Annotated in this window: 12 protein-coding genes; 7 read left to right on the plus strand and 5 right to left on the minus strand. The window is 62.6% G+C overall.

The genetic code is table 11. The annotated features are described in order from the left end of the window. Positions 1-160: 160 nt before the first annotated feature. Positions 161-3,160: a carboxypeptidase regulatory-like domain-containing protein gene (locus tag JAB4_RS06915; RefSeq protein WP_083287270.1), complete on the plus strand. Its 3,000-nt coding sequence runs from the start codon at positions 161-163 to the stop codon at positions 3,158-3,160. A 174-nt stretch (positions 3,161-3,334) separates the two neighbouring features. Here the strand turns inward: JAB4_RS06915 and JAB4_RS06920 are convergent, their stop codons facing one another. After that, positions 3,335-4,060: a 16S rRNA (uracil(1498)-N(3))-methyltransferase gene (locus JAB4_RS06920; protein WP_070219251.1), complete on the minus strand. Its 726-nt coding sequence runs from the start codon at positions 4,058-4,060 to the stop codon at positions 3,335-3,337. Positions 4,061-4,584: 524 nt separating this feature from the next. Here JAB4_RS06920 and JAB4_RS06925 point away from each other — a divergent pair. From JAB4_RS06925 to gap, 3 genes are all read left to right on the plus strand, one after another. Next, entirely contained in the window at positions 4,585-7,323 is a 2,739-nt protein-coding gene (locus tag JAB4_RS06925) for a TonB-dependent receptor (protein WP_070219250.1), read from the plus strand. Positions 7,324-7,567: 244 nt separating this feature from the next. Next, complete coding sequence (tkt, locus tag JAB4_RS06930; protein WP_070219249.1) at positions 7,568-9,565, plus strand: transketolase; 1,998 nt, start codon at positions 7,568-7,570, stop codon at positions 9,563-9,565. 76 nt (positions 9,566-9,641) lie between these two features. Beyond that, positions 9,642-10,652 carry a type I glyceraldehyde-3-phosphate dehydrogenase gene (gap, locus tag JAB4_RS06935; RefSeq protein WP_010395244.1) on the plus strand — a complete coding sequence of 337 codons (1,011 nt, stop codon included), beginning with the start codon at positions 9,642-9,644 and terminating at the stop codon, positions 10,650-10,652. Positions 10,653-10,694: 42 nt separating this feature from the next. Here gap and JAB4_RS06940 read toward each other — a convergent pair whose 3' ends face one another. The 3 genes from JAB4_RS06940 to glnE form a co-directional block, all read right to left on the minus strand. Next, positions 10,695-11,477, minus strand: a complete 783-nt coding sequence (locus JAB4_RS06940) for a YoaK family protein (RefSeq protein WP_070219248.1) — start codon at positions 11,475-11,477, stop codon at positions 10,695-10,697. A 27-nt stretch (positions 11,478-11,504) separates the two neighbouring features. Next, positions 11,505-11,996: a cache domain-containing protein gene (locus tag JAB4_RS06945; protein ID WP_083287269.1), complete on the minus strand. Its 492-nt coding sequence runs from the start codon at positions 11,994-11,996 to the stop codon at positions 11,505-11,507. A gap of 96 nt (positions 11,997-12,092) precedes the next feature. After that, positions 12,093-15,029, minus strand: a complete 2,937-nt coding sequence (glnE, locus tag JAB4_RS06950) for a bifunctional [glutamate--ammonia ligase]-adenylyl-L-tyrosine phosphorylase/[glutamate--ammonia-ligase] adenylyltransferase (RefSeq protein ID WP_343216280.1) — start codon at positions 15,027-15,029, stop codon at positions 12,093-12,095. A 79-nt stretch (positions 15,030-15,108) separates the two neighbouring features. On the opposite strand from glnE, the gene JAB4_RS06955 reads away from it, so the two are divergent. Genes JAB4_RS06955 through tldD form a run of 3 tightly spaced genes read left to right on the plus strand, consistent with a single transcriptional unit; the run spans position 15,109 to position 21,606 of the window. After that, the gene (locus JAB4_RS06955; protein WP_343216281.1) at positions 15,109-19,284 is read left to right on the plus strand and encodes a YhdP family protein; all 4,176 of its coding nucleotides are present in this window, start codon (positions 15,109-15,111) and stop codon (positions 19,282-19,284) included. Between the two features lie 36 nt (positions 19,285-19,320). Continuing rightward, complete coding sequence (locus JAB4_RS06960) at positions 19,321-20,121, plus strand: carbon-nitrogen hydrolase family protein (RefSeq protein ID WP_070219245.1); 801 nt, start codon at positions 19,321-19,323, stop codon at positions 20,119-20,121. A gap of 24 nt (positions 20,122-20,145) precedes the next feature. Continuing rightward, the gene (gene tldD / locus JAB4_RS06965; protein WP_070219244.1) at positions 20,146-21,606 is read left to right on the plus strand and encodes a metalloprotease TldD; all 1,461 of its coding nucleotides are present in this window, start codon (positions 20,146-20,148) and stop codon (positions 21,604-21,606) included. Positions 21,607-21,804: 198 nt separating this feature from the next. Here the strand turns inward: tldD and JAB4_RS06970 are convergent, their stop codons facing one another. Then, positions 21,805-24,645: a TonB-dependent receptor gene (locus JAB4_RS06970; RefSeq protein WP_070219243.1), complete on the minus strand. Its 2,841-nt coding sequence runs from the start codon at positions 24,643-24,645 to the stop codon at positions 21,805-21,807. Positions 24,646-24,928 lie beyond the last annotated feature (283 nt).

Below are 24,928 nucleotides of genomic sequence, written 5' to 3' on the forward strand. Positions count from 1 at the left end.
AAAAACGCATAAGTGTGAGTGATAAACTCCTTTACCAAAGCAGTAATACTGCGCTCATAAATAAATAGGGAATGACATGTTGAGAAAAACTGTAATAGCACGTGCATTAACGATCGCTTTCAGCGCATCGGTATTGAGCGCTGCGATTGTTCCAACGGTAATGGCACAGTCGAATGCCACGGGCAATATCATCGGCAAGATCGCGCCGGATGCCAGCGCATCGGTGCAGATCGTCGGTGCTGACAATGGCTTCAAACGGACCATTTCGCCCGATGCAAGCGGTACTTTCCGCATCACCTCCCTGCCAGTTGGCAACTACAAGGTGACCCTGCTGAAAGGCTCTTCCGTCGTCAGCTCGCAGGATGTGGAAGTGCGCATCGGCCAGGAAAGCGAAGTGGCGCTGCAGCAGGTGCAAACCGTGAACGTGACGAGCCGCCGCCGCGCGATCGATGTCACCAGTTCCAACTCCGGTTCTTCCTTCAATTCGCGCGAACTGGCTACCCTGCCATTGGCGCCTACGGTTGCCAACATCGTGCAATTGGCTGGCGGCACCACGCGCGCCGACTCGCGCTACGGCAACAACGCCGCCAGCTTCGGCGGCTCCAGCGCGTCGGAAAATGCGGCGTACATCAACGGTTTCCCCGTCACCAACAGCCTGTATCAGGTTGGTTACTCTTCCCTGCCTTTCGGCTCGATTGCTGAAGCGCAAATCATCACCGGCGGCTACGGCGCCGAATTCGGACGTTCGACGGGTGGCGTGGTCAACATCACCACCAAGAGCGGTACGAATAACTGGGAATTCGGCGCCGGCTTTACCTACGCGCCTGATTCGCTGCGCGGCAAAGCCAAGAACATCATGTTCCCGAATACGGGTGCCAATCCCAAGACGGATGGCAAGATCTACAACTACCGCGAAGGCGACAAGCTGACCGAGAAGGTCTATAACGCCTATGTCAGCGGCCCGCTGATCAAGGACAAGCTGTTCATCTATCTGGGTGGCGAATTTACCAAGATGGACCGCGAAACGGCGCGTCTGGCATCGACCAGCCAAGTGAACAACCAGACCGGCTGGCTGGTGCAGAAATCCGATGTGCCGCGTTATATCGCCAAGATCGACTGGAATATCACCGACAACAACCGCCTCGAATACACGCACATTTCGGACGAGTCGAATGTCAACGATCAATACTACGGCTTCAACTACGACACCAAGCAGCGCGGCTATGTGCAGAACGGCGGCGCCAGATTCAAGAACTATTCGGCAGGCGTGCTGTTCCTCAACGCCACCGGTGCCGCGCTGGCGGCAGCCCAGGGCTCGAACATCGACATCCTCAAGCTGACCAGCTATGTGACCGACGATCTGACCGTGCAAGCCCTGGTTGGCCAGGCGAAGACGCAACGCGAGCAAAATCCGTTCGGCTACATTCCAGGCTTGCGTCCAATCGTCGTTAGTTCTCCAGAGTTTAAGGTACCAGGCCTGAATTATTCGCCTAGCCAAGTGCAGGGTTTCAGCTCGGCCCTGCTGCGCGACGGCGCGCAAGACACCAACCGCGGTTATCGCCTGGATCTGGAATACAAACTGGCCAAGCAGCATACGATACGCGGCGGTCTTGACCACAACAAGATCAATGCCCTGAACGGTACGGAAGCGGCTGGCGGCGGTACCTGGACGTATCTGAAAACCGATCCGAACACCGTATTGTCTGGCCACAATATCTCGCCGGCAGCTGGCGGCGGTTATGGCACCCAAGGTTACTACGTGCGTGAAAACCTGCAGCGCGGCGGCTCCACCCCGACCGTCGAGCAGTCGGCGCAATACATCGAGGATCGCTATCAGGCCACCGAAAACCTGGTCGTGACCCTGGGCTTGCGCAATGAGTCGTTCAAGAACATGAACGGTATCGGCGAAACCTTCGTGGAACAGAAAAACATGCTGGCACCGCGTTTGAATGCGGCCTGGAATGTGTATGGCGACGGTTCCCTGAAAGTCTTCGGTACGGCTGGCCGCTACTTCATGCAATTGCCGGCCAACATGGCCGTACGTTTTGCCGGCGCTTCGCTGAACACCGACCGCTTCTACACCTACACGGGCGTCAACCCGACCACGGGCGCACCGCTGGGCTTGAACCCGATCAGCAATGTCGTGTCGGCTAACAATGAATTTGGCCAGGAAAAACGCGCCAATGAGCTGGCTTCGACCAACTTGAAGGCCCACTTCCAGGACGAGATCAACCTGGGCTTCGAGAAGGCGCTGACGCCTGACTTCAACGGCGGTATCAAGTTCACCTATCGCAAGCTGAAAAACACGATCGATGACTACTCGGATCCACGCGCCATTTCGGCCAAGCTGACAGGCGCTGAAAAAGAGTACTTCGACGATCATGGCTGGAACGGCGCCCTGTTCAATCCAGGCAAGGACAACACCTTCATGATCCCGGTGGGACCAAACGGTGCACAGCGCGCGGTGACGATTACGGCTGCCGATGCCGGCTTCCCGGAAAAAGCCAAGCGTACCTATACGGCGCTGGAATTCATGCTCGAACATCCGATGCGCAATGGCTGGTACGGCAAGATGAACTACACCTGGTCGCGCAGCGAAGGCAATCAGGAAGGTCAGACCAAGTCGGATAACGGCCAGGCCGACGTGGGCTTCAGCTCGGGATGGGACTTCCCTGAGACGATGATCAACGGCAGCGGCTTGTTGCCGAACAACCGTACGCACCAGTTGAAAACCTATGGCTACTATGAGTTCACGAGCCAGTTCGGCGTCGGTGGCAACTTGCTGGTGGCAACGGGCCGTCCTATGTCGCGTACTTGCAATATCCCAGCGTCCATGGATCAACAGGGCTTGGGCTTGTCGCAATACGGTTCGATCTTCTTCCTGTGCCCAACCGGCCCGAACGGCCGTGGCGCTTACGGCACGCTGCCAACGGAAATGCGCCTGGACTTGAACTTCATCTACAAGCCAGAGCAGATCAAGGGCATCGTGTTTAAAGTCGACGTGCTGAACGCAACCAACCGTCAAGTGGCGCAATCGATCGACGAGGCTTACAACACCAGCGCCGCTGGTACTGCCGTCAGCACGACCGCCGGCATGGTCAACTCCTACTCGAGCCCGCGCACCGTGCGCTTGTCGGCCCAGTACAGCCACAAGTTCTGATGTGATTCCCTCCTTGCCGGTTGACAGTCGTCAGCCGGCGGAGACGGGGATGCACGGACGGACGGATACAGCAAAGGCATCATCAGTCATGCCAGTAAAATGCCCCGCAAGCTGCAAAGCTTGCGGGGCATTTGTTTTGGCGGCACGCTCGGTGCCTGATCGTCGTACGCTGGCTTACATCCCGCCCCACAAGGCGCCCAAGGTGGCCAGCGCCGTCAGGCCCGCCGTTTCCGTGCGCAGGATGCGCGGCCCCATAGCCAGGCCGATGGCGCCGGCGGCCAGGGCCGCCTTTTCTTCCGCTTCCGAAAATCCCCCTTCCGGCCCCACCATCACGGTGATCGCCTGCGGCGGCTGGTGACGCGCCCAGTCGGCCAGCGACTGCTCCGCACGCGGCGTCAGGATGATGCGTTTATGTAAATCCTGCTGGCTGCTCCAGCTATTAAAATCTTGTAATGGCGCCAGCTGCGCCAGGCGGTTGCGCCCGCATTGTTCCGATGCGGACACGATGATCGCTTGCCAATGGGCCAGTTTTTTCTCCGCCCGCTCGGCGGACAGGCGCACGACGCAGCGTTGCGCCGCCAGCGGCACGATGCCGGCCGCGCCCAGTTCGATGGCTTTTTCGATGATCCAGTCCATTTTGGACGCTTCCGGCAGCGCTTGTGCCAGGGTCACGGCGTAGGGCAGTTCCGCTTCGCGCGCCGTGTGGGACTTCAGTTCGGCGTTGGCGCGTTTTTTCTCGACGTTGCACAAGACAGCCGTGTACTCGCCGCCCTCGCCGTTGAAGACGGTGATGGCCTCGCCCGGCATAAGGCGCACCACATGGACGTGGTGGGCGACGGCGTCGGGCAGAGCGATGGTGGCGCCTATGGCGAGTGGCTGGGGACAGAAAAAACGCGGCATGCAACATCCTGGCGGAGAGAAACAATGGGAGGTGCCGCGCCGCGCGCGGGTGGGGCGCGCGCGGCAGCGACTCGAGAGTGCAATTTTAGTGCCGCTGCGCGCGGCCGGGGGAAATTCTTGCCGCTGGGCCTGCGCGGCGCATCCGGGACGGGAAATTGCGTGGAGATAACAAGCTGACTAAAACGAAATGTTGTTTTTTGATTTCATAAATCATTGCATTATTGACAGTGATACTTTTGGCGTGGTTTGATGACTATACAAGTTGTGTTGAACGACATCAATTGTTTCCAGCAATGTCGTCCGTGATGTGATTCGGTATGGCATGGGGAGACGCCGCACGTTTCAATGCCCGGGCCTATGACCCCGGGCGCGTTGCGGCCAGCTTAAATTGGTTGGACAAGCATGCCACTGTAGCGGGAGGGGCCTTGCAGTTTTTCGCAAGACCATGAGAGATTTAAGTGATTATAAAAATACAAACTAATCGCTTATCAAGTGATATCAGGGATCATGAAAAGGAATAAGTTATGATGTTTCGCGAAAAAAAGAGTGTGCAGGTGGTGAGATTGGCGTTGGCCGCGTTCGCCGGCGTCGCAACGATGAGCGTGCATGCGCAGGAAGCGATCGATGCGCCGGTGCCTAAGGTGCAGCGCGTCGAAATCACCGGTTCGAGTATCAAACGCATCGAAGCCGAAGGTATTTCCCCGATCACCGTGATGACGCGCGAATCGATTGCCCGTTCGGGCGCGACGTCGGTGCTGGATCTGATGCGCAACCTGACTTCTGCGGGCGGTAACGGCGGTGAGCTGGCGACATCGAGTTCCTTCCGAAACGGCGCCACCAGCGTCTCGCTGCGCGGTCTGCCGACCCTGATTCTGTTGAACGGCTATCGCCTGCCGGCGTCCGGTTCGGACGATTATAGCGGCCAGACCTCGGTCGATCTGAACGCCATTCCGCTGTCGGCCATCGAGCGCATCGATGTGCTCAAGGACGGCGCCTCGGCCATCTACGGCACCGATGCCGTCGGCGGCGTCATCAACTTCATCCTGCGCAAGGATTACCAGGGCTTGACCCTCGACGCCAGCACCGGTTCGACCACCTATGGCGACGGGCAAAACCATAAGGTGTCCGTGTCCGGCGGTTTCGGCGACCGTGACGCACAGAAATTCAACGTGACGTATTCGGCCTCTTACGAAAAAACCAAGGCTATCCACGGCGTCGACCGCGATTGGGCGAACAGTACCGATTTCACCGGCCACAATGGCGGCCTGTATCAGGGTGGCGTGTACGGCGCCAAGGGCCGCGATCCCGGCACCATATCGCTGGGCGGTTCGCAGCGCATGCCCGATCCGGAGTGCGACGCGGCCCACAGCAAGCCCTATCCGGATGCGCCGGAATGGGTGGCTGCGCCGAATCGCAGCTCCTGCATGTATTCCGCCGCTGAGTCGATAGACCTGGTGCGCCCGTCCACACGCTACGGCGGGGCGGTCACGGCGAACTGGGATTTGACGCCGGATGTGTCGCTGTTCGCCAATCTGTTTTACAACCACTTCGATACGCGCGTCCAAGGTTCGCCGGCCTGGATCCAAAATGCCGACCGCTCCGGCGTGCTGCGTGTGGCGGCGAACAACCCTTTCAATACCTACGGCGTGCCGGTCAATATCCGCCGCCTCTTCCCTGCCGCCGAGGGTGGTACGGGCACCAATGTTGACACCACCTGGCTGGTTGGCGGCGCCACCGGCCGCGTAGCCAACTGGGATTGGACCGTGTCTGTGGGCCACAGCCAGGAGAAGGGCGAAACGCGCGTGTACGGCTCCTTCATGCACGATAAATTGCAGAGTTACCTGGCGCAGGGCAAGTTCAACCCCTTCGGCGGCAACCATAATTCGGAGCAGATCATCAACGAACTGACGGCCGACCAGTACACCAAGACCAAGTCCTCGACGGACTTTGCCAAGGTGACTGCTTCCAGCGAATTTGGCCAACTGCCCGGCGGCAAGATCGGTGTGGCCGTCGGTGCCGAGTACAAGCGCGAGAAGCTCAGCTACGATCCGTCGCAGGCTTGGCGCGATGGCGCGATCGGCATCTATTCGACCCTGCGCGGCATCGACGGCTCTGAGTCGCTCGGCGCCGTGTTCGGCGAGTTGGCCCTGCCGCTGCTGAAAAACCTGGAAGCGCAGGCGGCCGTCCGCTATGATCGCTACCAGTTGGCTGGCGGTACCACCAACCCGAAGCTTGGCCTGCGCTGGACCGCCTTGCCGACCTTGATGTTCCGCACCAGCTACAGCACCGGTTTCCGCGCGCCGACACTGTCGCAGCGCTTTAACGAAGGCCGCGGCGGTTTCGTCGCGACCAAGGATCCGAAGCGTTGCATCGTGGGTGACGCGTATTTTGACACCGCTTGCAGCGGTTCTGCGCTGTCTCTGCTGTCCGGCACGAAGGATTTGAAGCCCGAAAAATCGAAGCAGTTCAACCTGGGCGTGGTCGCCGAACCGATCAAGAACCTGACGCTGGGTTTAACCTACTGGAATATCAAGTGGAACGATCGCGTCGAGAATCTTGACAACGAAACCGTGTTGGCGGGCGAGGATGGTCAGTACAAGGACGCCGTCACGCGCTATGCCGTCACGGCGGAAGACCAAGAGAAGTATAACGCGCTGAGCGCCGCCCAGCGCGCGACGCTGGGTCCGTTGGTAGGTCGCCTGAAGCAGCTGCAGGTTGGCCTGATCAACCGCAGCAAGGTCGTCACCGACGGTCTGGATGTCGAAGCGTCGTACACGCTGCGCACGGCCGAGATGGGGCGTTTCAAGGTGTTCGGCGAGGCGAGCTACACGCTGTCCTACAACCGCACGCTGCTGCCTGATGATCCGGCGATCAATTGCCCCAACAACACGGCTTGCGAGGCAGGTGAATACGGCTATCCTAAGCTGCTGGCCAAGCTGGGTGTCAACTGGGACCGCGGTGCTTGGGCGGCGACGACGAGCGCCAACTTCACTTCGCATTACCACGTGGACCGGACGCCGTCGGCGACGATCAACCTTTACTACGACGAGTACGCGAACGGCCTGATGATCCCGAGCGCGACCCTGGTTGACGCCTCGCTGTCCTACAGCGGCTTCAAGAACCTGGTGCTGCGTGGTGGCGTCAATAACGTGTTCGACCGTGCGCCGGCATTCGATCCATCGTCGAACATCGGCTACGACACCGCCTACGGCAATCCGCGTGGCCGCTACATCTACATGTCGGCGTCGTACTCCTTCAAATAACGTGAGGGTGGACTGACGGGTGGGGCGGGCCGATTTGCGGCGCGCCCCGCAGCGGCGTACGTCGCGAAAAACCGGGCCTGGCCCGGTTTTTTTTCGCCCCTGCCGGGTGCAAGCGGCACAAGCTGCGGCGGCGCGCGTTGCGCGGTTTGATTTTTCCCCTTGTTGGTCTGGTAAAATACATAGCTCTGACTGCGCCCAGCTGCGCTGCAAACGAATTTAAACTCCGCGACTGACCCACACCATCATGACAACTACGCTCCCGACTACCAAAATGGCCAATGCGATCCGCGCACTGGCAATGGACGCTGTACAAAAGGCCAATTCCGGCCATCCAGGCATGCCGATGGGCATGGCCGAGATCGCAGTTGCCCTGTGGAGTGGTCACTATCGCCACAATCCCGCGAACCCGAAATGGCAAAACCGCGACCGTTTCCTGTTGTCGAACGGCCACGGCTCGATGCTGCACTACGCGCTGCTGCACCTGACGGGCTACGACCTGTCGATGGATGACATCAAGGCCTTCCGCCAGATGCATTCGAAAACCCCGGGCCACCCGGAAGTCGATATCACGCCCGGCGTGGAAACGACCACCGGCCCGCTGGGCCAGGGCATCGCCAACGCCGTCGGCATGGCCCTGTCGGAGCAATTGCTGGCCGCTGAATTCAACAAGCCTGGCCACGACATCGTCAACCACTACACCTACGCCTTCGTCGGCGATGGTTGCCTGATGGAAGGTATTTCGCACGAAGTGTGCGCACTGGCCGGCACCCTGGGCCTGAACAAACTGATCGCCCTGTACGATGACAACGGCATTTCCATCGACGGCAAGGTCGAAGGCTGGTTCACGGACGACACCCCGGCCCGCTTCGAAGCGTACGGCTGGAACGTCATCCGCGCCGTCGACGGTCACGATGTGGCCGCCGTCGCCGCCGCCATCGCCGCCGCCAAGACCGCATCGAAGCCAACCCTGATCTGCTGCAAGACTATCATCGGCAAGGGTTCGCCGAACCTGCAAGGCGGCGACAAGGTCCACGGCGCCGCGCTGGGCGACAAGGAAATCGCTGCCGTGCGCGAATACATCGGCTGGGATGCTGCCCCGTTCGAAATGCCGGCCGACGTGTACGCCGCGTGGGACGCCAAGAAGCAGGGCGCCCTGCTGGAAGCGGACTGGAACGAGCGCTTTGCCGCCTACAGCCGCGAATTCCCGCAGCAAGCGGCTGAACTGACCCGCCGCATGCAGGGCGAACTGCCACAGGCATTCGAAGCGGCCCTGAGCGCCGCCATCGCGTCCTGCGTGGAAAAGAAAGAAAACATCGCCACCCGCAAGGCCAGCCAGAACGCCATCCAGGCACTGGCTTCGTCGCTGCCGGAATTCCTCGGCGGCTCGGCCGACCTGACCGGTTCGAACCTGACCAACTGGAAAGAGTGCGTGGCCGTGCGTTCGGGCCAGCCTGGCAACCACATCAACTACGGCGTGCGCGAATTCGGCATGAGCGCCATCATGAACGGCATTACCCTGCACGGCGGCTACATCCCGTTCGGCGCCACGTTCCTGACGTTCTCCGACTACAGCCGCAATGCGCTGCGCATGGCCGCCCTGATGAAACTGCGTTCGATCTTCGTGTTTACCCACGATTCGATCGGCCTGGGCGAAGACGGCCCGACGCACCAATCGGTCGAGCACGTCTCGTCGATGCGCCTGATCCCGAACCTGGACAACTGGCGTCCATGCGACACCGTCGAGTCGGCTGCCGCCTGGGGCGCCGCCGTGCGCCGCAAGGACGGTCCGTCGACCCTGATCTTCTCGCGCCAGAACCTGCCGTACCAGGAACGTAGCGCCGAACAGATCGAGAACATCTTCCGCGGCGGCTATGTGCTCAACGACGTGGCCGATGCCAAGGCGATCCTGATCGCCACCGGTTCCGAAGTGGAACTGGCCGTCGCAGCCGCCAGCGCGCTGGCCTCGGAAGGCATCAACGTGCGCGTCGTGTCGATGCCGTCGACCGACGTCTACGACCGCCAGGACGCCGCCTACAAGGCCAGCGTGCTGACGAAAGGTGTGCCGCGCGTGGCCATCGAAGCGGGCGTGACCAGCTTCTGGTACAAATACGTGGGCCTGGAAGGCGCCGTGGTCGGTATCGACACGTTCGGCGAATCGGCGCCGGCTGGCGTGCTGTTCAAGCACTTCGACTTCACGGTCGAGAACGTCGTCGCCAAGGTGAAAGCCGTTATCGCTGGCTAATATTGATTTTTAACGGTCCTGGCGATGTTGTCGCCGGGGGCGTGCATGTACCTTCTTTTTTAATCAGGAGCAGAGTATGACGATCAAAGTTGCAATCAATGGCTACGGCCGCATCGGCCGTAATGTGTTGCGCGCTTTCTACGAAGGCGGCAAGAAACAGGATATCCAGATCGTTGCCATCAACGACCTGGGCGATGCCAAATCGAACGCCCACCTGACCCGCTACGACACTGCGCACGGCAAGTTCCCGGGCACGGTCACCGTCGAAGGCGACAACATGATCGTCAATGGCGATCCGATCCGCGTATTCGCACAGCGCAATCCTGCTGAAATCCCATGGGGCGAGCTGGGCGTGGACGTCGTGCTGGAATGCACGGGCTTCTTCACCACCAAAGAGAAGGCTTCGGCTCACTTGAAGGGCGGCGCGAAAAAAGTCATCATCTCGGCACCCGGCGGCAAGGACGTCGATGCAACCGTCGTGTTCGGCGTGAACCACTCCGTGCTGAAATCGACCGACACCGTCATCTCGAACGCGTCGTGCACCACCAACTGCCTGGCACCGCTGGTCAAGCCATTGAACGACGCCATCGGCATCGAAACGGGCCTGATGACCACCGTGCACGCCTACACCAACGACCAGGTGCTGTCCGACGTGATGCATGAAGATCTGCGCCGCGCCCGTTCGGCCACCATGAGCATGATCCCGACCAAGACGGGCGCCGCCGCCGCCGTGGGCCTGGTGCTGCCTGAGCTGAATGGCAAGCTGGACGGCTTCGCCATCCGCGTGCCGACCATCAACGTGTCGCTGGTCGACCTGTCCTTCATCGCCAAGCGCGACACCACCGTGGAAGAAGTCAACGCGCTGATGAAAGCCGCGTCGGAAGGCGCCCTGGAAGGCATCCTGACGTACCAGACCGAACCGCTGGTCTCGATCGACTTCAACCACAACCCGGCTTCGTCGAACTTCGATTCGACCCTGACCAAGGTGTCGGGCCGTCTGGTGAAAGTATCGTCGTGGTACGACAACGAATGGGGTTTCTCGAACCGCATGCTCGACACCACCGTCGCACTGATGTCGGCCAAGTAATTTTTTGACCGCATAAGAAAAAACGCCCTTCGGGGCGTTTTTTTATTCATGGCTGTGCGAATAAAAACGGCGCCGGTAGAAGCGCCACAAGACGCGCAAGTCGCGCAGCACGGGCACGCCCGATAGCAGGGTCAGCACGCCGGCGAGCAGGATGGTGGCGGCGGGAAAGCCGATGTGCTTGAAGGCGAGGGCGCCGCTGACGCCGCCGATGAAGAAGCAGCTGATCAGCAGGCTGTGCGTCCTGAGCTTGCCGCGGTTGACCTTGACCATGCGGTCCGGCAGGTGGCGCCGGTTGTAATACGCCATCTTGCCCAGTTCGATACCGATATCGGTCGACAGCCCCGTCACATGCGTGGTGCGGATGACGGCGCCCGAAATCTTGGTGATGATGGCGTTCTGCAAGCCCATGACAAAGCACAGCAGCAAGATGGTGACGGGGCCCAGCACGTCGGGCATGGCGGCCAGGTAATTGCCCGTCAGGCCGAACAGCAGCAACAGCGCCGCTTCCAGCAGCAGGCTGGCGGCAAACTGGCTGTGCAGGCGGCGCCGCTTGCCCCAGTTCACCATGATGGCCGTGACGGCCGCGCCGCTGACGAAGGCCAGCCAGGCGCCCAGCGCGGCCAGCGCCACTGTTACGTTGCCCAGCGCCAGGTCGTCCGCCATGCCCGAGACGATGCCCGTCATGTGCGAGGTATAACCGCCGATGGCAAGAAAGCCGCCCGCGTTGACGGCGCCCGCCACCAGCGCCAGCACGCAGCCCAGCTGCAGGTTGGCTTGCGTATCGCGCGCCGATCCGCTCAGACGGGACAGGTAATGGAGCGGCATGCGGGCGCGTTTTCCTCTTGCCGTGGCTTATTTATAGATGCCGGAACCGACGATCATATTGTCGACCCGTTCGATGTAGCCGGATTTTTGTTCGACCACCTTGGTCAGGGGATTGGGCCACTTGAAGTCTACCCAGCCGCGTCCGGCCGGCGTGCTGGCCGTGGCGATCAGCGACTTGATGACGGCCTTGCCTTCATTGTCCTTCAGGTCGATCAGGTTCTTGCCGACCATCTTGGGATTGTTGCCGTGCGCCAGGGTGACGCCATTCATGTCGTACACATAAATGTACAGGTCGCGGTCATGGAAGCTGGTGTTGGCGGGATCGGCAATGGCGGCAAAGGCCTTTTCCTTGCCGTCGGCCTTGATCATGGCCACGGCGCGCTTGGTCATGGCGATGGCTTCATCCGCGCTGCCTCTGGGGGCGGCCCATGCCGTTGCCGGCATGGCGCAGAGGATGAAACTGGCAACGAGGGCGTGGATGCCCGTTTTTACACTTGCCGTTTTTACACTTGTCTTCATACGCTGTCTCCTGGTATGGGCAACCCCGGCGCGGCCTGTTGTACGGCACCACTGGGAAGTGGAGTTGCCTGTACGTATCATACGCCGGCGCCGGGCTTATGCAATCGTCGCGGGAAAGATCGTGTGCCACAGGCGCATCACGTTGTCCGCATGCACGCGCACCCGCTCCGGTTCCACCCGGGCCAGATCCTGCCCTTGCAGGCGCAGCTGGTGCTGCAGCTTGCGCAGCGCGCGGTAGGCGTCGGCGACCGAAGCGGCCAGGCTGGCGTCGATCAGGCCCAGCTCGCCGCACAGGTGCAGCAGGGCGATATTGCCCGAGTTGGCCGTCAGCTGCGGATACTGCGCCGCATGCTGCAGCACCAGGTATTGCACCATGAACTCGATGTCGATCATGCCGCCCGGATCCTGTTTCAGATCAAAGCTGCCGGGACGGGGCGGATGCGCATCGAGCATCTTCTTGCGCATGGCCACCACTTCGCCCTTGAGCGGACCGTTTTCCGGGCGTTCCTTGCGCAGGATCGTGTCGCGGATGCGCTCGAAATGCTTGCCGATGCTGACGTCGCCCGCGCAAAAGCGCGCGCGCGTGAGCGCCTGGTGTTCCCACACCCAGGCCGCGCTGCCCTGGTAGCGCTCGAACGCCTGCACGCTGGACACCAGCATGCCCGAGGCGCCATCGGGGCGCAGGGCGATGTCGATGTCGAACAGGATGCCGGCCGAAGTGTGCGAGGTCATCCAGGTGATGAAACGCTGCGCCAGCTTGGCGTACAGGCCGGGTGCTTCCTGGTCGTCGTCGTCGAACAGGAAGATGACGTCAAGGTCGGAGACATAGCCCAGTTCCTTGCCGCCCAGCTTGCCATACGCGATGACGGCGAATTTCGGCACCTCGCGGTGGCGCGCAGGTAACGTTTGCCAGACGGCTTGCACGGTGGCGGCGACGATGATGTCGGCCAGCTGCGACAGGTAATCGGCCAGCTTTTCCACGCTCAGGTCGCCCGCCAGGTCTTGCGCCAGGCACTGGAACAGCTGCGCGTGGTGCATTTCGCGCAGGATATCCATCTGCCGCTCCGTGTCGCCGGGGGCGTCGTCGAGCTGGCGCTGCAGGTCGAGCGCCAGCGCGTTTGGATCGGGCACCGTGTTGCGGATGCGTTCATCGAGCAGCTCGTCGAGCAGGATCGGGTGCTGCGTGAGGAAGGTGGCGGCCCAGCCGCTGGCGCACACCATGCGCACCACGCGCTCGAGCGTGTGCGGGTACTCTGTCAGCAATGACAGATAGGCCGATCGCCGCGCGATCGCTTCCAGGAAATCGAGCAGCCGGCCCAGGGTGGCCAGCTGGCTGGCATTGCCGTTGGACACGGAGCAATCGGTGATCAGGGGCAGGGCGGAATTGACGAGGGCCACCAGACGCGTGCGGCTCGCTTCGGGCAAGGATTGCAGGCGCGGTGCTTGCCACGTGGCCAGCAAACGGCGCGCGCAAGCTGCCGGTTCATGGAAACCCATGGCGGCAAAGCGCGCCTCGATGGCTTCCTGCTGGTCGGACGCGGCGCAGTCGTTCGAGGTTTGCGGGTCGATGCCCGTGTCGGCCGGCGGCGTGCCGCTGCTCTTGTCGCTGAACATTTCGTCGAATTGACCGGCGACAAACACGCGGTGCGCTTCCAGCTGGGCCAGTAGGGTAGCGACGTCGGGCAGGCCCATCATCTGCGCCACCACCAGGCGGTCGGCGTCATTCGCGGGCAGGGTGTGTGTCTGTGCATCGTCAAGATACTGCAGCCGGTGTTCGAGGTTGCGCAGGAAAGTGTAGGAACCAAGCAACTGTTCCACGATGGCCGGTTCCAGCAAGCCCTTGTCCGCCACCGTACGCAGGGTGGCGCGCGTGGAGCGCTCGCGCAGCTCGGCGTCGCGCCCACCGCGTATCAATTGGAATACTTGCGCGAGGAATTCGATTTCGCGGATACCGCCACGGCCCAGCTTGACGTTGTTGCTGCGGTCTGGATGCAGCCGTTCCTGGCGGTTGACCTCGGCGCGGATCTGGCCGTGCATGGTGCGGATGGCGTCGATGACGCCGAAATCGAGGTAGCGGCGGAAGACGAAGGGCCGCACGATGGCGTCGAGCGCGGCGATATCCTCCGGCTTGCCCGTCACGGCGCGCGCCTTGACCCAGGCGTAGCGCTCCCATTCGCGGCCCTGCACGATCAGGTATTGCTCCACCATGCCCAGGCTGGCGGCCAGCGGACCCGAGTTGCCGTTCGGACGCAAGGCCATGTCCACGCGGAAAGTAAATCCGTCCTGTGTGATTTCGGCCAGGGCGGCGATCAGTTTCTTGCCCATGCGAATGAAAAACTCGTGGTTGGACAGGCTGCGCTGGCCCGCTACGGTGACTTGCGTGTCGCCATCTTCCGGATACACAAAGATCAGGTCGATATCCGACGAGACGTTGAGCTCGCCGCCGCCCTGCTTGCCCATCGCCAGCACCATCAAGGCCTGTTCCTCGCCCGACTCCTCGCCGACAGGCATGCCGTGCAGGGCCACCATTTCGTCCATGATGGCGTCCACATGCGTGCGGATGGCGAAATCGGCAAAGCCCGTCATGGCCGTGACGACTTCATGCAAGTCGGCCTGACCGCCAAGATCGCGCGCGATCAGGCCGCAGACGAGCAGATTGCGCAGGCGGCGCATGGCCCGCTCGGGCGGCAGCGGCGGCGTGGCGGCGTTCGATTGCTCGGCCAGCGCGGCGGCAAAGTCGAGCCCGTCCAATGGTGCGCGCACCAGTTGCGCTACCTGCGCGGCGCGCTCGGGGGCGGCGTCCAGCCAGCGCTGGTAGAAACGGGAGGCGGAGATCAAAGGCTGTGTGCTCATGGTATCGGTAAGGGTCTCGTGGATGCTGCGTGCATGTTCTTGTTTAACTTGGCTGCGAACGGCGGGGGATGCGGTAAAATTGTGCCGCCGGGCCAATACCGCCGGTAGTGCGTGCTCTTCCGAACGATGGTAAGGGAGGCTTTGCTCAGACGCAAGCGCAAGGATGCAGGCGCGCACCACGAATGCAGACGATTTTTGCCATTATTTGACGCCGGGCCAGTTTATTAGCTTATTGATGCAAAAACCGCCAGAAGCAAGCGTGACAGAGCATGTGCCCTTGGCCCTGCGCTGGCAGCGGCTGCGTGCCGCCTATCGCCTGGCCAACCTGGCCACCCACCATGTGCTGGGTTTTACCATCAAACTGGTGCTGCTCGCGTATTTCGCCTTCGCCGTGCTGTTTTTATTCCTGCGCTACGCGATCCTGCCGAATATCGATTATTACAAAGGCGATATCGAGCGGGCGGCCAGCCGCGCGCTGGGCAACCCTGTCAGTATTGCGCGTATTTATGCCTCCTGGCATGGCGTGCGGCCCAATCTCTTCTTCGGCGACGTGACCCTGCGCGACCAGGCGGGCCGCCAGGCGCTCAGCCTGCCGAGCATATCGGCCACCGTGTCGTGGTGGAGCGTGCTCGGTTCCGTGCGCTTCACTACCCTGGAAATCACGCGGCCCGACCTGGACGTACGGCGCAGCAAGGATGGCAAGCTGTATGTGGCCGGGGTGTTGATCGACAGCACGCAAGGCAGCGATGGCAAGGGCGCCGACTGGCTGCTGTCGCAGCATGACATCATCATTCGCGACGGCAAGGTGCGCTGGACGGACGAAGCGCGCGGCACGCCGGAGCTGGCTTTATCCCAGGTCAATCTGCTGCTGCGCAACCGCTGGCGCAGCCACAGGCTGGGCTTGCAGGCCACGCCGCCCGCCAGCTTGGCCGCGCCCATCGATGTGCGCGCTCACTTCACGCATCCGCCTTTCAGCACGCGCATCTCCGATGTGTCGATGTGGAAGGGCGAGCTGTACGCGGACCTGAAAAACGCCGACCTGGCCACCTGGCGCCGCTACCTCGACTATCCATTTGAACTGAGCCAGGGCAAGGGCGCGCTGCGCGCCTGGCTGAGCCTGGATCACGCGCGCCTGGCCGGCTTCACGGCCGATGTGGGCTTGACCGATGTACAGGCGCAGCTGGGTGAGCATATCGCGCCGCTCGACCTGCTGTCGGTCAGCGGTCGCATTTCGGCCAAAGAAGAGCTGTCGGCGCAGGTGCCCGACGGCAAGCCCACCTTTGGCGCGAATGGCCATCAGGTGGAATTGACGAATTTCGCGGTGGAAACCCGCGATGGCCTCAGCCTGCCGCCCACGACCTTGTCCGAGCGTTTCATCGCTGCCACGAAGCGCAAGCCGGCGCGCACGGAAATCACGGCCAAGTCGCTCGATTTGCAAACCCTGGCCGCACTGGCCGACAAGCTGCCGCTGGGCGAGCAGCAGCGCCAGCGCCTCGACGCCCTGGCACCGCGCGGGCGTTTGCAGGATTTTTCAGCGCAATGGGAAGGCGAGATGGCCACCCCCGCCAGCTACCGTCTGCGCGGCAAGCTCATCGATCTGGGCCTGAATGCGCAGCCGGCGCGCCTGGCCGTGGCGAAGACGGCGACCAGCCCCGCGCAGGCCGCCGCACCGGCTATTCCCGGTTTCGAACATTTGACTGGCAGTATCGACGCCAGTGACAAGGGCGGCAAGGTCGATATCGATGCACGGGGATTGGTATTGCAACTGGCCTCCTATTTGAGTGAGCCGGCCTTGCCGTTCGAACAGTTCGAAATGGAGGCGCGCTGGGCTTTCCAAGCAGACAATATGCTACAAGTCGACCTGGACAGGCTTGATCTTAATCAACAAGGCATGCTAGTCGCCCTGCATGGTTCGCATCGGATGCCGCTCGACGGCAAGAACCTGGGCCAGGTCGACTTGGCGGGCACCATCGATAATTTCGAGATCAACACCATCGGCCGCTACCTGCCGCTGCAAACGCCCGAGCATCTGCGCCACTGGCTGACGGGGGCGCTGGAAGGCGGCATGGCGCACGATGTCAGTCTGCGCCTGCGCGGCGAACTCGAGCATTTTCCGTTCAAGGCCGATACACCCGCCCAGCGGAATGCCGCCCAGCGCAATCGCGGCGACTTCCGTATTGCCGGCAAGATCGAGAATGGCAAGCTGAACTATGCGCCCGGCGAATTTGCCGAAAGCGGCCCGCTGGCGGGCAAGGCGCCCCTGTGGCCGCAGGCGGAAAAGATCAAGGGCAGTTTTGTGTTCGAGCGGGCGCGCATGGAAATTCGCGGCGACACGGCCACCACGGGCGGCGTGGCCTTGACGAATGTCAAAGCCGTGATCCCCGACCTGACCGTCTTCGACACCTTGCTTGACATTGAAGGCAATGCGGCCGGACCGATGCAGGAATTCCTCAAGTACGTGACGGCCAGCCCCGTGCTGGGCTGGATCGAGCATTTCACGGACGAAACGACGGCGACGGGCAACGCCAGGCTGGCCCTCAAACTGCACTTGCCGATCGAGCGCATGCTCGAGTCGACCGTGCAGGGCAGCTTGCAGCTGGCGGGCAACGACGTGGTGCTGTTCCACGACATGCCGCCCGTGCTGGGCACGCAGGGCAAGATCGAGTTCAACGAAAAGGGCGTCAACCTCAATGGCTTGAATGGCAGCCTGCTGGGCGGGCCGCTGGCCATCTCGGGCGGCACGCAGGCGGACAGTTCGATTCAAGTGAAAATCGCCGGCAACATGACCATCGACGGCTTGCGCAAGACCTATCCGGCGCCCGTGCTGCAGCGCCTGGCGAAACATTTGAATGGCAGCGCGCGCTACAACGGCTTGATTACGGCGCGCGACCACCAGGTGGTGGTCAATGTCGAGTCGCCGCTGACGGGCCTGGGCCTGGATTTCCCCGCTCCCCTGAAAAAGCCGGCCGGCGACAGCCTGCCCGTGAAATTCACCCTGACGGGCAATGCGGCCAATGGCGCGGGCCTGCGCACGGATGATATCCGTATCGCGCTCGGCTCCGGCATCGCTGCCCGCTACCAGCGCCAGAAGCAGGGCAAGGACGCCTGGCGCCTGGTGCGCGGCGGCATCGGCGTGAACGTGCCGGCGCCCGAGCCCGATAGCGGCATGATGCTTAACGTCAACATGAAAACCCTGGACGTGGACAGCTGGATCGCCGTCGGCAGCGAGATCGCCGGCAGCGCCCCGGCGTCCGGCGACAGCGGCGCCGCCGACGATGCGCCCGATATCGCGCAATATGTGGTGCCGGACATGATGGCGGCCCGTGCCAGCGAACTGATGCTGGGCGAGCGCAAGCTGGAAAACGTCGTGGTCGGCGCCACGCATCAAAAGGATGTGTGGCAAGCCAATATCGACGCAAAACAAGTGTCGGGCTATGTGACGTGGCTGGAAACGCCGTCCGGTCTGGGCAAGATGACGGCGCGCCTGTCGTCGCTGATCATTCCGGAGTCGGCTGCCAACGACGTCAAGAATTTGCTGGAAGGAAAGAGTGGCGCCCAGTCGATCCCCTCGCTCGATATCGTTGCCGAGCAATTTGAACTGTTCAACAAGAAGATCGGCCGGCTGGAGTTGCAGGCCTATAACACGATGGCGGCGGGCGGGCGCGAGTGGCGCGTGGGTAAGCTGCAACTGTCGAACCCCGATGGCGCGCTGAGCGGCAGTGGAAAATGGGTCATCAAGGACGGACAAAGCACGACCAGCCTGCGTTTCGGCCTCGATATCGTCGATGCGGGCAAGCTGCTCGACCGCTTCGGCTTTGCCGACACGGTGCGCCGCGGCAAGGGCCGTCTGAGCGGCGATATCGCCTGGAATGGCTTGCCGTATTCGCTAGACATTCCCACCTTGTCGGGACAGATCGAGATGAAGGTGGAATCGGGCCAGTTCCTCAAACAGGACCCGGGCGCGGCCAAGCTGCTGGGCGTACTCAGCCTGCAAGCCTTGCCCCGCCTGCTGAAACTCGATTTCCACGACGTGTTTTCCGAAGGCCTGGCCTTCGACGGCATCACGGCCAACGCCAGCATCAAGCGCGGCGTGGTGACCACCGACAATCTCAAGATGCATGGCGTGGCGGCCACCGTGCTGATGGATGGCACGGCCGATATCGCCAATGAAACGACGAATTTGCACGTGGTGGTGATCCCCGAATTTAACCTGGGAACGGGACCGCTCGTGTACGCGCTGGCCGTCAATCCCGTCATCGGCCTGGGCAGTTTCCTGGCGCAACTGTTCCTGCGCGCGCCCGTGATGAAGGCACTCACCTACCATATGCAGATCGCCGGCCCGTGGAAATCGCCCGTCGTGACCAAGCTCGATGGTGGTAAATTGGAACCTGTCGCCATGCCCGCAGCGGCGGCGAACGATGCCGTGGCGAAATAAGTGCCATTCGGCAAGGTCGAATGTACAAGAGGTGAAATGATGCATACAGTTGCAGCAGTACAAATGATTTCTTCGCCTTCCGTGGAAGACAACCTGGCTACGGCGCGGCGCCTGGTGGCGCAGGCCGCCGCCGGTGGCGCGCAACTGGTGGTGCTGCCCGAATACTGGGCCATCATGGGCAAGCAGGAAACGGACAAGCTGGCCCATGCGGAACAGCCAGGCCACGGCCCCATCCAGGATGGCATGGCGCAGATGGCGCGCCAGCACGGCATCTGGCTGATCGGCGGCACCTTGCCCCTGATTTCCGGCGAGGAGGGCAAGGTTTTGAACACCACGCTGGTGTACGACCCGCAAGGCGAGCCGGCCGGCCGCTACGACAAGATCCACCTGTTCGGTTTTACGCGCGGCACCGAGTCGTACAATGAATCGCGCACCATCGTGCCGGGCGCGCAGGTGCGCGCTATCGAGACGCCGTTCGGCCGCGTCGGCCTGTCCATCTGCTATGACCTGCGCTTTCCCGAACTGTACCGCGCCATGGGCGATTGCGCGCTGATCGTCGTGCCGGCCGCGTTTACCCATACGACGGGCAGCGCCCACTGGGAAGTGCTGCTGCGCGCGCGCGCCATCGAAAACCAGTGCTATGTGCTGGCCTCGGCGCAGGGTGGCCTGCATCCGAACGGCCGCCGCACCTGGGGCCACAGCATGCTGATCGACCCGTGGGGCGAAGTGATCGCCGTGCTGCCGGAAGGCGAGGGCGTGGTCAGCGGCGAGATCGACCTGGTGTTTTTGGCCGGCGTGCGCGAGTCCCTGCCCGCGCTAACCCATCGGACGATGTAAATTGAATGTTGAGAAAAGATAGCCATGATTCCATTTGAACCCAATCTGTCCAGCCTGGCCGTGGCGCGCGATATCCTGCTCACGCCCTTCGGCCTGGACGAAGACAAGCTGCTCAAAGCCCTGGGCACGATGTTTACGCACAAGGTCGACTATGCCGACCTGTATTTCCAGTCGACCAAGAGCGAAGGCTGGAGCCTGGAAGAGGGCATCGTCAAGACGGGCAGCTTTTCCATCGACCAGGGCGTGGGCGTACGTGCCGTGTCCGGCGACAAGACGGCGTTTGCGTACTCCGATGACATTTCCGAGCGGGCCCTGCTGGAAGCGGCAGCGGCCACGCGCACGATTGCGCGCGCGGGCGCCGGCAAAATCAAGATCGCGGGCCGGATGCAGCCGCAGGGCGGACGCTCGCTGTACCTGCCCAACGATCCGCTCGCCTCGCTCGATGCCACGGCCAAGGTGCAGCTGCTCGAGCGCGTGGAAAAGATGGCGCGGGCGAAAGACCCCCGGGTGGTGCAAGTGATGGCGGGCCTGGCCGGCGAGTACGACGTGGTGCTGGTGCTGCGCAGCGACGGCGTGCTGGCGGCCGACATCCGCCCGCTGGTGCGCGTGTCGCTGACCGTGATCGCGGAACAGAACGGCCGCCGCGAAACGGGCTCGGCCGGCGGCGGCGGGCGTTTCAGCTACGACTATTTCAGCGATGCCGTGCTGGAGCAATATGCCAGCGATGCCGTCAATTCGGCGCTGGTGAACCTGGAAGCGTGCCCCGCGCCCGCCGGGCCCATGACCATCGTGCTGGGACCGGGCTGGCCCGGCATCTTGCTGCACGAAGCGATCGGCCACGGCTTGGAAGGCGATTTCAACCGCAAGGGTTCGTCCGCGTTTTCGGGCCGCATCGGCGAACGCGTGGCGGCCAAGGGCGTCACCGTGGTCGATGACGGCACCCTGGCCGGCCGGCGCGGTTCGCTCAATATCGACGACGAGGGCAATCCCACGCAGTGCACGACCCTGATCGAAGACGGCATCCTGAAGGGTTACATCCAGGACACGATGAACGCGCGCCTGATGAAGATGCCCGTGACGGGCAACGCGCGTCGCGAATCGTTCGCCCACCTGCCCATGCCGCGCATGACGAATACGTATATGCTGGGTGGCGACAAGGACCCAGGCGAGATCCTCGCTTCCGTGAAAAACGGCTTGTATGCCGTCAACTTCGGCGGCGGCCAGGTCGACATCACGAATGGCAAGTTCGTCTTTTCGGCCAGCGAAGCGTACATGATCGAAAACGGCAAGCTCAGCTATCCGGTGAAGGGCGCCACCCTGATCGGCAACGGCCCGGACGTGCTCAACCGCGTCTCCATGATCGGCAACGACATGCGCCTCGACTCGGGCGTGGGCGTGTGCGGCAAGGAAGGGCAAAGCGTGCCCGTGGGCGTGGGGCAGCCGACCTTGCGCCTGGACGGCATCACGGTCGGCGGCACGGCCTGATTTTGCTGAACACGGGGCGGCCAACACGGTTGTCGGATTACGCCCTCCGGGCTAATCCGACCTACTTTTCCGAGATGGCGCTGGCGTAGGTCGGGTTAGCGCAAGGCGCGTAACCCGACACCATTGCCGGCCGCGCCAACACGGTTGTCGGATGACGCGTGGCTGCGCCCCGCTAATCCGACCTACGCTCCCGATTTTTCAGAACTTGTATTTCACCCCCGCACTGATGAAGCGTCCCGCCGCGCCCGCGTAGTCGAGCGGGTTGTAGCCCGTGGCGCCATACGTCAGCGGGTCGAGCGGGGCGATCTTGTCGAACAGGTTTTGTATCGTCGCAAACACTTCCAGCTTGGGCGTGGCCAGCCAGCGGGCCGTCAGGTCCACCGTGGTGAACGAGGCGATGCGGCAGCCGCGCGGCGCGTCCGTACCGTCGGCAAAATGCGTGGCGCAGCCGTCCGGGTCATTCTTGAACCGCACGTTGTCGAGCGGGGCGCGGTAGTTGACGTTGGCCGTGACGCGCCAGTTCTGGCGTTCCCAGGTGGCGCCCAGGTTGATGCGGTCGTCCGGCGTGCCCATGCAGTTGGACACGTCGCAATTGCCATGCGTGCCGGCAAAATCGCGCTGCGTGCCATCCTGTTCCGTGCGCAGCCATTTGTACAGGTGCGTCCACTTCAGGTCGAACACCAGGTTGCCATAGTCGCTGCCCAGGTTGAAGCGCTGGCGGGCGTCGATATCGATGCCGCGCACCGTCGTTTGCGCCGAATTCACATAGTTGGCCAGCACGGCCGTGATGGCGCCCGGATCGCCGGGAATACCGGTGGCCGTGGACGGGTCGCGCGCCACGTTGCCGGCGGCAATGGCCGCATCCGTCTGCTCCTGGTTGATTTCATTCTTGCGGCGGATTTGCCACAGGTCGACGGAAATGCTGCTGCGCGGTAGCGGGTCCCACACGGCGCCCACGGAATAGCTGCGCGAACGTTCGGGCGACAGGTTCGGATTGGGTGAGGTGATGACGGCGATCGGCGCCGGATCGCAGGCCACTTCCACGCCCAGCGCGCAGCGCAGCGGATCGCTGGCGGTGGAGAACGCGGCCAGGCCGCCGACGCCGTTTTCCGCCGCGCTTGGCGCGCGGAAGCCCTTGGCAAAGGTGCCGCGCAGGGCCAGTTCGCGTATGGGCGTCCATTTCACGCCCACTTTCGGCGTGTAGGAATTGCCCACGTCGGTAAAATGGTCGGCGCGCAGGGCGCCCGACAGTTCCACGGTTTTCAGCACGGGCGCCAGCACTTCGGCATAGATGGCCGAGGCGTTGCGGCTGCCCTTGTAGGCGGAATAGCCGAGGCCAATGATATTGCCCCGTTCCGTGCCCGTGGTGGGTTTGAGTTCCGTCGCTTCGTGACGGAATTCTGCGCCCACGGCCACACCGAGGCCGCCGCCGTCGAGCTTGGCCACCTCGCGGCTGGCCTTGAAGTCGATCTGTGCGATATGCGTCTTGGCGTCGTTCGAGATGCGTGGCGACAGGGCCGCGTACAGCGCGGGCGAATTGAGGCCCGCGTTTTCCGCGATGCGCCACAGGCTGCCCGCCGGCAGGGCCGCATACGCGGGGTTCAGGCTGGCAGCCGCCACATTGGCGGCTGTCGGGTTGAGCAGGGCGAAGGCGACGTCGCGCTGCAGATAGCCGTTCAAGTCGTTCGAGACCTTGTTCTGCGAGTACAGCAAGGCGCTGTCGATATCCCAGCCCGCCACGCTACCCTTGATGCCGGCCACGAAGCGCGTGAAGGTGGAGTCGACTTCCGACAGGCGCGGCCCTACGTCGGCCGCCAGGTAGCGCAGCCGCGCCGCCGTGCCGAAATACGGGTTGTCCGGGTGCGCAGCACCGAGCGACACGCCGGCATTGCTGACGGGGCCGCCCGGATAGCCGACCGAACCGCTGACCGTCGAAGGCGTGGTGACGGAATTCGATTCGCTGTGATACACGTTCAATTCGGCATACGTTTGCAAGGCAGGCGTCAGTTGCCAGGCGGCGCGGCCGAAGAAATTGATGTTCTTTTGCTTGGGCTGGATCTGGCCGTATTGCTGCGCGGCATCGGTCAGGCAGCCGCCGCCCGGGTCGCCCTGCGGATGTGTGGTGAAGTTGCCGCAGGCGGCGCCGGGGAAGGTGCGCGTAAAGCCCACGCCGGCCAGGTTGCCGCGGTTGTAGTAGTCGAGCGTGTCGGGATTGCGCACATTGCCGTTGACGGCGCTGCCGGCCGCGTTGTTGGTGGTGATGGCGCCCGCGCCGCTGAGGGTTTCCTGTGCGCTGAAGCCCAGGTCGCGCAAGTCGCTGCGGCCGACGGCGCCCCGTCCGGCCCGGTCGCGGTTCCAGACGGCGGCCTTTTCGCTGTACTCGAGGTTCAGCAGCACGTTGTAGCGGTCGCTGTCGATGTCGCCGAAGCCGTGCGTGATGGCGGCGCGCGCGTCGCGCCCGTCCCACTCTTTCGTTTTGCCGTAATTGCCCTTGATGGCCGTGCCCTGGTAGTCGCGCCGCAGGATCACGTTGACCACGCCGGCGATGGCGTCCGAACCGTAGATGGCCGAGGCGCCATCCTTGAGGATTTCCACCCGTTCCACCGCTTCCAGGGGAATGATGTTCAGGTCGGCAAATACCTTCTGGCCATCGTCGGCCAGGCCATATGGCGCCACGCGGCGCCCGTTCAGCAGCACCAGGGTCGAGGCCGTGCCCAGGCCCCGCAGCGACACGCCGGAAGCGCCGGCGGCAAAGCCGTTGCCGAAGGTAGTGGGCACGGAGCCCTGGTTGTCGACGGCCAGGGTCTGCAGCAGTTCGGCCACGCTGGACTTGCCCGATTTTTCAATGTCGGCCGCGTTCAGGGTTTGCACGGCCGACGCCGTTTCCGCCTGCGCGCGGCGGATGTTCGAGCCGGTGATTTCCACGCGGGCAATGGGAGCCGCTTCCTGTGCCAGGACGGGCAGGGCGAGCAGGGCGCTTGCCAGAGCCAGGCCCATGCGTGGCGGTGAAAATGGATGGACAGATTGTTTGTAGATCATGCGAGTCTCCGGAAGGTCAGACAGAAAAAGGTGAGGTACACCTTGCAGTCTTGGCCGTGCGGCCTGGCGGGGATTCGATCTACATCAGTAGTGCGTCGCTTCCCAAGGTCAAAACGGGCTGGCGTGGCGTGCGCGCCACGGCGGCCCCAGCGTTGTTGGCCAGCCGGTGCGGACCTGCAGCGCGCAACTTTTTACGCTTTTTGGCGTGTTTTTCAGTGTGAAACGGCAGCGGCATGCGGCTTTGCCGACAAATACGCTTGCCAACCCTTGCGATTTAGGTTTA

The organism is Janthinobacterium sp. HH102 (genome assembly GCF_001758625.2).
Taxonomy (GTDB): domain Bacteria; phylum Pseudomonadota; class Gammaproteobacteria; order Burkholderiales; family Burkholderiaceae_D; genus Janthinobacterium.

What these genes read in the sequence shown, in the direction of transcription:
- tldD (WP_070219244.1), top strand. Translation starts at nt 20,146, where the DNA reads ATGATTCCATTTGAACCCAATCTGTCCAGCCTGGCCGTGGCGCGCGAT.
- tkt (WP_070219249.1), top strand. Translation starts at nt 7,568, where the DNA reads ATGACAACTACGCTCCCGACTACCAAAATGGCCAATGCGATCCGCGCA.
- JAB4_RS06960 (WP_070219245.1), top strand. Translation starts at nt 19,321, where the DNA reads ATGATGCATACAGTTGCAGCAGTACAAATGATTTCTTCGCCTTCCGTG.
- JAB4_RS06925 (WP_070219250.1), top strand. Translation starts at nt 4,585, where the DNA reads ATGATGTTTCGCGAAAAAAAGAGTGTGCAGGTGGTGAGATTGGCGTTG.
- JAB4_RS06920 (WP_070219251.1), bottom strand. Translation starts at nt 4,060, where the DNA reads ATGCCGCGTTTTTTCTGTCCCCAGCCACTCGCCATAGGCGCCACCATC.
- JAB4_RS06915 (WP_083287270.1), top strand. Translation starts at nt 161, where the DNA reads ATGGCACAGTCGAATGCCACGGGCAATATCATCGGCAAGATCGCGCCG.
- JAB4_RS06970 (WP_070219243.1), bottom strand. Translation starts at nt 24,645, where the DNA reads ATGATCTACAAACAATCTGTCCATCCATTTTCACCGCCACGCATGGGC.
- JAB4_RS06940 (WP_070219248.1), bottom strand. Translation starts at nt 11,477, where the DNA reads ATGCCGCTCCATTACCTGTCCCGTCTGAGCGGATCGGCGCGCGATACG.
- JAB4_RS06945 (WP_083287269.1), bottom strand. Translation starts at nt 11,996, where the DNA reads ATGAAGACAAGTGTAAAAACGGCAAGTGTAAAAACGGGCATCCACGCC.
- gap (WP_010395244.1), top strand. Translation starts at nt 9,642, where the DNA reads ATGACGATCAAAGTTGCAATCAATGGCTACGGCCGCATCGGCCGTAAT.